Annotated in this window: 11 protein-coding genes; 1 reads left to right on the top strand and 10 read right to left on the bottom strand. The window is 39.6% G+C overall.

From position 1 onward, the window contains the following. Positions 1–283: 283 nt before the first annotated feature. The 9 genes from L5M18_RS22430 to L5M18_RS22390 all read right to left on the bottom strand — a co-directional run bounded on the left by L5M18_RS22430 (position 284) and on the right by L5M18_RS22390 (position 6,132). Positions 284–1,609, bottom strand: coding sequence for a zonular occludens toxin family protein (locus L5M18_RS22430; protein ID WP_263198661.1), 1,326 nt, complete (start codon positions 1,607–1,609; stop codon positions 284–286). A 1-nt stretch (position 1,610) separates the two neighbouring features. Next, complete coding sequence (locus L5M18_RS22425) at positions 1,611–2,018, bottom strand: DUF2523 family protein (protein WP_263198660.1); 408 nt, start codon at positions 2,016–2,018, stop codon at positions 1,611–1,613. Next, entirely contained in the window at positions 2,015–3,427 is a 1,413-nt protein-coding gene (locus L5M18_RS22420; RefSeq protein ID WP_263198659.1) for a hypothetical protein, read from the bottom strand. Before L5M18_RS22420 ends, L5M18_RS22425 begins: the two co-directional genes overlap by 4 nt. A 99-nt stretch (positions 3,428–3,526) precedes the next feature. Continuing rightward, complete coding sequence (locus L5M18_RS22415) at positions 3,527–3,745, bottom strand: hypothetical protein (protein WP_263198658.1); 219 nt, start codon at positions 3,743–3,745, stop codon at positions 3,527–3,529. A gap of 28 nt (positions 3,746–3,773) precedes the next feature. Further along, positions 3,774–4,016 (bottom strand): hypothetical protein, encoded by a 243-nt coding sequence (locus L5M18_RS22410; RefSeq protein WP_263198657.1) that lies wholly within the window; start codon positions 4,014–4,016, stop codon positions 3,774–3,776. A 1-nt stretch (position 4,017) separates the two neighbouring features. Continuing rightward, positions 4,018–4,182 carry a hypothetical protein gene (locus tag L5M18_RS22405; protein WP_263198656.1) on the bottom strand — a complete coding sequence of 55 codons (165 nt, stop codon included), beginning with the start codon at positions 4,180–4,182 and terminating at the stop codon, positions 4,018–4,020. Between the two features lie 216 nt (positions 4,183–4,398). After that, positions 4,399–4,737 carry a hypothetical protein gene (locus L5M18_RS22400; RefSeq protein ID WP_263198655.1) on the bottom strand — a complete coding sequence of 113 codons (339 nt, stop codon included), beginning with the start codon at positions 4,735–4,737 and terminating at the stop codon, positions 4,399–4,401. Positions 4,738–4,739: 2 nt separating this feature from the next. After that, positions 4,740–5,924: a replication initiation factor domain-containing protein gene (locus tag L5M18_RS22395; protein WP_263198654.1), complete on the bottom strand. Its 1,185-nt coding sequence runs from the start codon at positions 5,922–5,924 to the stop codon at positions 4,740–4,742. Then, positions 5,911–6,132: a hypothetical protein gene (locus L5M18_RS22390; protein WP_263198653.1), complete on the bottom strand. Its 222-nt coding sequence runs from the start codon at positions 6,130–6,132 to the stop codon at positions 5,911–5,913. Before L5M18_RS22390 ends, L5M18_RS22395 begins: the two co-directional genes overlap by 14 nt. A gap of 106 nt (positions 6,133–6,238) precedes the next feature. Between L5M18_RS22390 and L5M18_RS22385 the strand changes: the two genes are divergently transcribed. Beyond that, positions 6,239–6,583 carry a helix-turn-helix domain-containing protein gene (locus L5M18_RS22385; RefSeq protein WP_263198652.1) on the top strand — a complete coding sequence of 115 codons (345 nt, stop codon included), beginning with the start codon at positions 6,239–6,241 and terminating at the stop codon, positions 6,581–6,583. Positions 6,584–6,787: 204 nt separating this feature from the next. Here the strand turns inward: L5M18_RS22385 and L5M18_RS22380 are convergent, their stop codons facing one another. Beyond that, positions 6,788–6,988 (bottom strand): hypothetical protein, encoded by a 201-nt coding sequence (locus L5M18_RS22380; protein WP_263198651.1) that lies wholly within the window; start codon positions 6,986–6,988, stop codon positions 6,788–6,790. Between the last annotated feature and the right edge of the window lie 464 nt (positions 6,989–7,452).

Below are 7,452 nucleotides of genomic sequence, written 5' to 3'. Positions count from 1 at the left end.
ACATTGTGCGCAGTTTTGTATGGAAGGGATTAGATGTGCCGATAAGTGTCGTTATCGGCATTAGTTAAAACGGCAAAGAGTTTCTAAATCAGCGTTGTTAAGTATATCGATCCAAGAAATGTCCGCGTAAATCATTCCAGCGCAAAACGACAGAACCAAGAACAATAACGGCAATACATACGGCGTAATCCATCGATCGCAAAAAATTAGTAACTTGGCTGGCCTTGTCGCCGCGCTTCGCTTGCTCAGGCTTCGCCGCTGCAGAGCAGCGACTCGGCCAGCTTTATAACAATGATACTGACGGCTGTTGGCCTTTGGGCTCTTGTTCATAGTTCAGGGACTCTTTAGGCGGACAAATAGCGGGTATTGTGGTTTTAGATGAGCGAACGTAAACAAGACAATCAGATTTGTATTCAAGCTCAAAACCTAATGAAGCAAGCTGTTCACCATCGATCGCATAAGTCTTGCTACCAACAATCAAATCAAAGAAATATTGCCTGTGCATCAAAAAACGGTTTTCAGAATAAACGTCCTGAACACCAGAAAGATAAATCTCAGTTGCTTTATACGGCAAACCTAAACTATCAGCATAACTAAGAACATCTTTACGAGTTTGAGGAACATCAGAAGGATCAGGATTCTGAGTGTCCACTTGCCCAACAGTTTGAAGAACGGGAGCAGCAGCTTCGACCAGAACGCCCGAAGCGACCTCTTTATCAGTGACCTTGTCATCAATAAACCAGACCCAATAACAAATCGTAACGATAACAACCAATGCGCTAATAATGACCATCGGGTCTTGTAGCGGTGTTCTTCCAGATGCTGACTCATTAAATGCCCCTGTTGCTGTGGATTTATAAAATTCATGGACTTGAACGGGTACTTTCAAGTGATAGTACGTGTCATTGTGTCGAACCGTTGCGCCATTCTGTTTAGGGTTATGGGGCAATATTCTAGGTCTACGCTTGTAATAAGGAATAATGCGGCCAATATCATCACAGGAACGATGACCATAAGCTTTTTGAGTAACAGAACGAATAATAGAATGCACCTCACTTATATCAGGAGTGCAAACAACAATATCCCACTGATATTTGCGGTGACGCATGAAAGAGTCGCTTAAATCTTTGGGGTAAATAATATGGCCGTTCTCATCAAATAAAGCAGCGCCTAAATCGTCAACATCACCATCTTCTAAATGGTCAGGTTTAATTAAATCTAAACGCGCCTTATATTCCGCTAAATACTCAGGCGGTAAAGTTGAAATAGTTTCTGGGTTAATTCGCTTTAACAACTCAGGTTTAAAGGTTCGGTCATTTGGATAAACGCCCTGCACTTCATCTATAACTAACAAGGCACAAATTGGTAGCCAAGAGAAAAAATTGCGGATTAAGAGGTTGCCCTCTTCATTTTGTGTTGATATGCGCCATAGCTGAGCACTAGGCGGAAATTTCTTGCCTATAGCCTTCTCAATAACATCTAAAGGCTTCATGCCCTCGATATTAGTGACAACTAAGCGCCCTGCTTCTAAAGCTGGCAGAATTGTGAACCATATAGCGCTGGATGTTTTATAAGAGCCGGGTTCGCCATGAAAAATACTTGTAGCCATATTATAAGACTCTCATAACAAAACGAGTTGCATAGGCATTTAAAACGACATTAATACCATCAACAATACGACAATCAGTAATAAAGGCACGCAAAGAAGGTGGCAAACCACCAAGCGCTGACATTAAAAGCTGACTAACTTGCAAGTCCTCAAGAATAACTTTAGCGATATTCCAGCTAAACATCATGGACTGATACATCATTACAACTTTGACGTAGACAATAGCCTCAACGAGCCAAGCACCAAGCCTATAAAACATATCTGGAATGGCCTCAGTGAAAAAAGCCCATATATCAGAAAAGAAGTCTTTTACATCTTGAGCAAAGCCTGAAATACCATCTGAGGCCATAGCATCTTGAGAATAAAAGAAAAGAATTATAAGCACTGAAAATATAATTAAGTTTTTCATTCTGAAATAATCCTTATAGCCATTAAATAAGCGAGAGCCATAACTATGGCGCCAATAATACCGATATTAGCCTGTATAAAACTCCAAAACTGAGGATGAAAATCACCCATTGATAGATTCAAAGTTATATCTGTATAAGCACCGCCAGAAGCTGTAACTTCAAACATATCTTTAAACTCAGCCTTAATAGTTGTTATTTGCTCAGTGATTTCTTGTTTTTTCTCATCAGTCATATTTTTAATTGCTTGAATATCTGAGCTACTAAACAAATCGGAAAAACCACCAAAGTTAGTTTTGCCTGTTTTATCAGTAGTCTTAAAATCAAGCTTTTTGTTTAACTCTTTTAGCTCATCAACAACGGGCTTTAAATCAACCTTTTCACCTGTACCACCACCGCCATCAGGTGGACAATCATCACCCGTACAAGGTTCAGGAGGCTTTGTAGCGCACTTAGGGTCGGTTGGATTAGCTTTACAAAACTCAGGGTCTGGATCAGGTTCTTCAACACAAACGGGTGCAGTAGGATTGGTTTCACAGTTAACAGGCGGTGGAGGCGTTTCTTTGTCACAATCAGCGCCTTCACACTCGATAAAACAAAAGAGTTCCTTATTAACAAAGCCGCATTGGTCGCCACAGTTCCCGAGTGCATCGCACTTCTCTTTGGGGTCTGCTTTACAAACCATTAGCTGGTCATTGTACTTAGCGCACTTGTCAGGCTGAGGCATAGGTTCAGGGTCATACTCAGGAACCTTTTCACCATCACCAAAACAATTCATTTCTAAATCAGTTTTATAAACAATATCACCGTCTTTTTTTGAATAACCACAGCGAGCGCCAGAATTAGGGTCTGTCTTACAAACCTTATTTGAAATGTTAGTAATAGCAGGAAGCATAGAACCAACTTCATTAGCACAATTAGATAGATTATCTAATTCATCAGGGTTATAACACTGGTCATCTTTACCATCGTTATTATTATCAGTACCAACTGTATAAAGAGGGAATTCATCAGGAGGGCAAGAACTTGATGAAGTAGAAACCAGATTACGCAAATCGCCAGCATCACGCGTCAGCCAAGCACCGACACAACCACCAGATGAATCAATAAGATTATTATATTCGACAGTATAAAGAATTTTCCCATTAGATGGAGGCCACTGTTTAAAGTTGCGAACACAAGCGCCTGAAGAGTTTTTTTGAGATGATAAAAAAYCATGGCAAGAACTAGGTGTAAAATTAGGGCCACCTTGTGAGCCGTTATTATTAAAACAATAACCTAAAAAAGAACTTTCAATCTTTGGAGACTGATAACTCGCAGTGTCAAATATAGAACCTAATGCGGCATTTGCATTATTCACAGAAATTAAAAAGGCTATCACTAGCCCGAGAGTTAGAAATAGCCTTTTCATAGTTGTTCACCGTTTGAGTTAGCTTTGTCTTATGCCTGAACCAAATCCCTCAACAAAGAAGTAAAATAAGGAACAGGCAAAAAAAACAGTTATGACCAATTACTTGAACCAACCAAGTAAACGGCCTACACCGAAACCAATCGCGGCCAGTGTTACAACGCCTAAAATAACCGCTGTTTGGTTAGAGCTTGCCGCATCAATTGCCGCAGCGATTTGTGATGTATAATCACCGCCAGCAGCAAAAGCAGAAGTAGAAGCGGCAGCAGTAATACCAGTACCAACACCTAATTTAACAAGTAAAGATTTTGCTTTGTTCATATGAATCTCCAAATTTAAGTTTTGAGGGCTACGAATGTTTGCCCATCGTTCGAGTTAATCTGCCTAACGCATGTCCTGAGAAAAACGTTAAACAGAATGCGGCTGATAATTGCCCTGCTAGAGCAACATCAAATTCAAAATAAAGCTTTATTAAAGCTAATATTGATTCAGTGCTAATAGCGGTATATTCAGCCTGAGTCATTAATACAAAGTCGCAGATTTGTGACTGTACTAGATAACCTGCTTCATTAATTGCTACGCACTGAGACATTTTAATTTGTTTCCATTAATTCGCGTTCGCGTTCTTCATTAACAACAACACATAAAGAACACTCAAATAAACTAGGCGATAAATAATTAACTGGCTGCTCCAAATCAATATCAAAAACATTTCCACAGCATGAGCATTGCCAAATGCAAGATTCTTGATTTTCCATAATATTCACCTTAAAAAATTCTTTACCCGTCCAGTTGTAAAGTGGCGAGCTAGAGAAGGATAGTAATCACGATTTTCGCAACAAAATTCAGCTAACTGTTTAAATTCAACTTCGACAGTATCAGGAATCCAGAGAGTGACCTTTTTAAGTCCCTTCTGTTTTTGTCTAATTTCGTAATCCTTATTTCTGCTCATAGCGTCACCAGTGACATAGAGCTTAAATCACTTTCTTGGGTGGATTGAAGATATCAACATGCTGAACAAGAGTCGCACCAACAATAATGGTTGAGCTCATATCTTCTGGATCGATATCGATATCAACCTCAGCAAAACATGGATACTCCAAACGCTGCAATTGAGGTAATGCGTCAATATGGCAAACAACGCATTTTTCTTCATCGACAGTAAAACCTTTATGAGAACTGCGACCTTTTTCAGTTTCCCAATTGCGAACTGGCGTTAAATTAAAAATTTTGCCAAATTCATATGGCTTGCCTGATGTTTTACCAACGCCTTTAGCAGCCTCAACACCTAAAATAAAAATTACTTTTTTCATAGCTAGAACCTTATTATTTCTGAGTAATATTCAGGGGCAGACAATTTGCCACCATGCTTGGGGTCATTACCGACCAACGCAATTAGCGTTTCCTCCGCAGAGAGTTTCCAGTCTTCAACTAAGTCATAAATTGCACGACCACATTGACGCCTTAACCATTGAGTTTTTGCCTCAAGAGTTAAAGTGACTGATTTTTTTTGTTTAAAAACAGGCGATAAAGCATGTTTTTCAGATAGGTTTATAGATTCAGAGAAAGGACATAGACCAGCAAAATGCTTAGCTGGAGCCAGTAAAACATCAATAGAAACATCCTTTAGCTCAACCTCAGTACGATACCAAGTCTGCTTAACGCCCTGCTCTAGCGCTTTGTTATAGATACGCCAGTAAACCAATGATGTACGCGAACCAATACGAACAATCTCGCCTAAAAGACCGGTATCATCACGGTCGTAAGTTTCTGAAATCTTGGGATTCTTGCCGCCTTTAGCACGCTTAAAAGCACCGTCTCGATAGGCTAGCTCAGCATATTTACAATCAAAATTACCGTCAAAATCGTCATAGAAAAGGTCTAAACGGCGAAGGACTTTAACATCAAAAAAAGATAGCCAGTGATGCAAACGGTGACCGTTAGTGTGAGTAAAAACATGCTTGCAGCCAGTGCCAGAAATTTGAAAATAAACCGTGTCGTCATTGCCACCAAAAGCAATAAAACCGACAGATACTTTGCCTTTTTTATCCATTAGTTCACGTGATTGTGTATAGAAAAAACGGCCATAGTTACGTGTAGAGCCCAGCTTTAAGCCAAGAACGCGATTAACAAACTGCTCAAGACGCAAATGACGCACTAACAAAACATGCTCTTGGAAAAGGTCTAAACCTTCGACGGTATCGGGATAAGTTTTATAAACAGGCAGCTTGACCCACGCATCACAAGGAAGTTTTTCAAACTTGTTTAAACGAATGGTGAATGCTAAATGGTCAAAACCAACATGGCCAAGACGCTGAGCATAAGAAATTGATTTATTGACAAAGCAAGGTAATAGCGGAGTTTTTGTGCCTTTAACGTAATTTGATGGACTGTTATCACGGCTATAGACAACTTCATCAGGATTAAGAGGCTTAGACTGGCACAAATGACCGAATCTATCTGTTAACCAAAAACGACTAAGCAAATTAGAGGCTTGCATGGAACGCCTCCAACGCTTTCATTGCTTCATCATTTAGTTGGTTCATATCAACGATTTTAAAATCATTACCGTAATGGTGAACCATATCAAGACGAATCGCGGATAAAGACGTAAACCATTGTTCACCCCAAAAAGACGACAAAGTGAGGAAACCCATCCCCACTTCTGTCATGTCTTGGTAGTAAATAACGGCTTGCTTGTTCATCAAACAGATCATCCATGCAACACTAATAGCGCAAGCATACAAACGATAGATCAACTATGCAAGTAAATAGCTTAAAATAGTTCATACATGAATCTTTAAAGGCCAAAACATGACTATTGGAGAGAATATTAAGCTCAAGCGTGAAAGTCTTGGTATGAGCCGATCAGAACTCATAGATAAGGCAGGTATATCGACTGCCCAAATGTCACGAATTGAACGAGGTGAACAAAAGAACCCGAACTTAGAAACGCTGGTCGCTATCTCCACAGCATTAAACACATCAATTGATGAAATCGTTTTTGGCGACCAAAGCACAAGTTCAGTCTATTTGAGCAAGATGATCGATAGGCTTCCCAAGGAAAGAAAGGAATTCATCAAAGAGATCATAAAAATGACAGTTATGGTTAGTAGTTCAGAGCAAATAGAAGCGGGGATGAAAGAAAAAAAATCCTGACCTGTGAATAATGTCAGATGAAATGTGTAAGTTAACCCCCGTAAGACAGAACGGGGGTTTTTCATTTCTGACAGCCCCCAAAAATCAAAAGCGGCTTAGCAGGACGAATGTCAGCAATTTTGAAGCTGTTACAAAATCAAACGATGGAAAGAATGGAGGCGCTATACGTTCCCGCAAAAGCGCCCCGCTTCGCTTACATCAAACCTACGGTTTAATAATCCCTTTCTTACCAATCCAATCAGTTTGGCCATCAGACTCAATTGAAGCAGTTTTATATCGAGAGATTAAAGCCTTGACGTCATCAAGACATCCCAAAGGAACTCTAACCATTTTATCTGGCTCAGCAGTTTTAGTGCCTTTGGGCCTACCAGCACCCTTTCTTAAGCCACCATGATTATCAGTCATAAATCACTCCCCTGGTCTATTTTTATAATCAAAATATTGATATGAATCAGAATCATACATAGTTACATGGCCGTATCTATTTTCATTGAGAAATTTAGCGATTGCACGCATTGAAGCGGTTTCAGTTTTAACTGAACGACTGCTATTTTTGCCTTGATTGTTAACGAAAATTAGTCTGAACATGATAACCGCCTCTTGATTGTTTGTATACATATAATTATATAGCAACTTGATTTATTGTCAACATTAAATCAAGTGTATTTGAAATTATTTGCATAAATTTAATCAAGTGGAATTAAAGGTAATAAAATGGTGTAACCACTTTATTAATATTGAGAATTGAAGAGAGAGCTAACCGCGCACAACACAGATTATATTAAAGTCGGGCGATGCCCGTCCCCTGTCGCTTACGACTATGACAGGGGCAGCACTTTAACATGAATCTATGGTCACATTGTGCGCAG

Origin of the sequence: Shewanella sp. SM20, assembly GCF_025654545.1 — a bacterium.
Classification (GTDB): domain Bacteria; phylum Pseudomonadota; class Gammaproteobacteria; order Enterobacterales; family Shewanellaceae; genus Shewanella; species Shewanella oncorhynchi.
The sequence above is the reverse complement of the archived record's forward strand: the minus strand, read 5'-3'. Positions and strand labels throughout refer to the sequence as shown.

What these genes read in the sequence shown, in the direction of transcription:
- L5M18_RS22430 (WP_263198661.1), bottom strand. Translation starts at nt 1,609, where the DNA reads ATGGCTACAAGTATTTTTCATGGCGAACCCGGCTCTTATAAAACATCC.
- L5M18_RS22425 (WP_263198660.1), bottom strand. Translation starts at nt 2,018, where the DNA reads ATGAAAAACTTAATTATATTTTCAGTGCTTATAATTCTTTTCTTTTAT.
- L5M18_RS22415 (WP_263198658.1), bottom strand. Translation starts at nt 3,745, where the DNA reads ATGAACAAAGCAAAATCTTTACTTGTTAAATTAGGTGTTGGTACTGGT.
- L5M18_RS22410 (WP_263198657.1), bottom strand. Translation starts at nt 4,016, where the DNA reads ATGTCTCAGTGCGTAGCAATTAATGAAGCAGGTTATCTAGTACAGTCA.
- L5M18_RS22405 (WP_263198656.1), bottom strand. Translation starts at nt 4,182, where the DNA reads ATGGAAAATCAAGAATCTTGCATTTGGCAATGCTCATGCTGTGGAAAT.
- L5M18_RS22400 (WP_263198655.1), bottom strand. Translation starts at nt 4,737, where the DNA reads ATGAAAAAAGTAATTTTTATTTTAGGTGTTGAGGCTGCTAAAGGCGTT.
- L5M18_RS22395 (WP_263198654.1), bottom strand. Translation starts at nt 5,924, where the DNA reads ATGCAAGCCTCTAATTTGCTTAGTCGTTTTTGGTTAACAGATAGATTC.
- L5M18_RS22385 (WP_263198652.1), top strand. Translation starts at nt 6,239, where the DNA reads ATGACTATTGGAGAGAATATTAAGCTCAAGCGTGAAAGTCTTGGTATG.
- L5M18_RS22380 (WP_263198651.1), bottom strand. Translation starts at nt 6,988, where the DNA reads ATGACTGATAATCATGGTGGCTTAAGAAAGGGTGCTGGTAGGCCCAAA.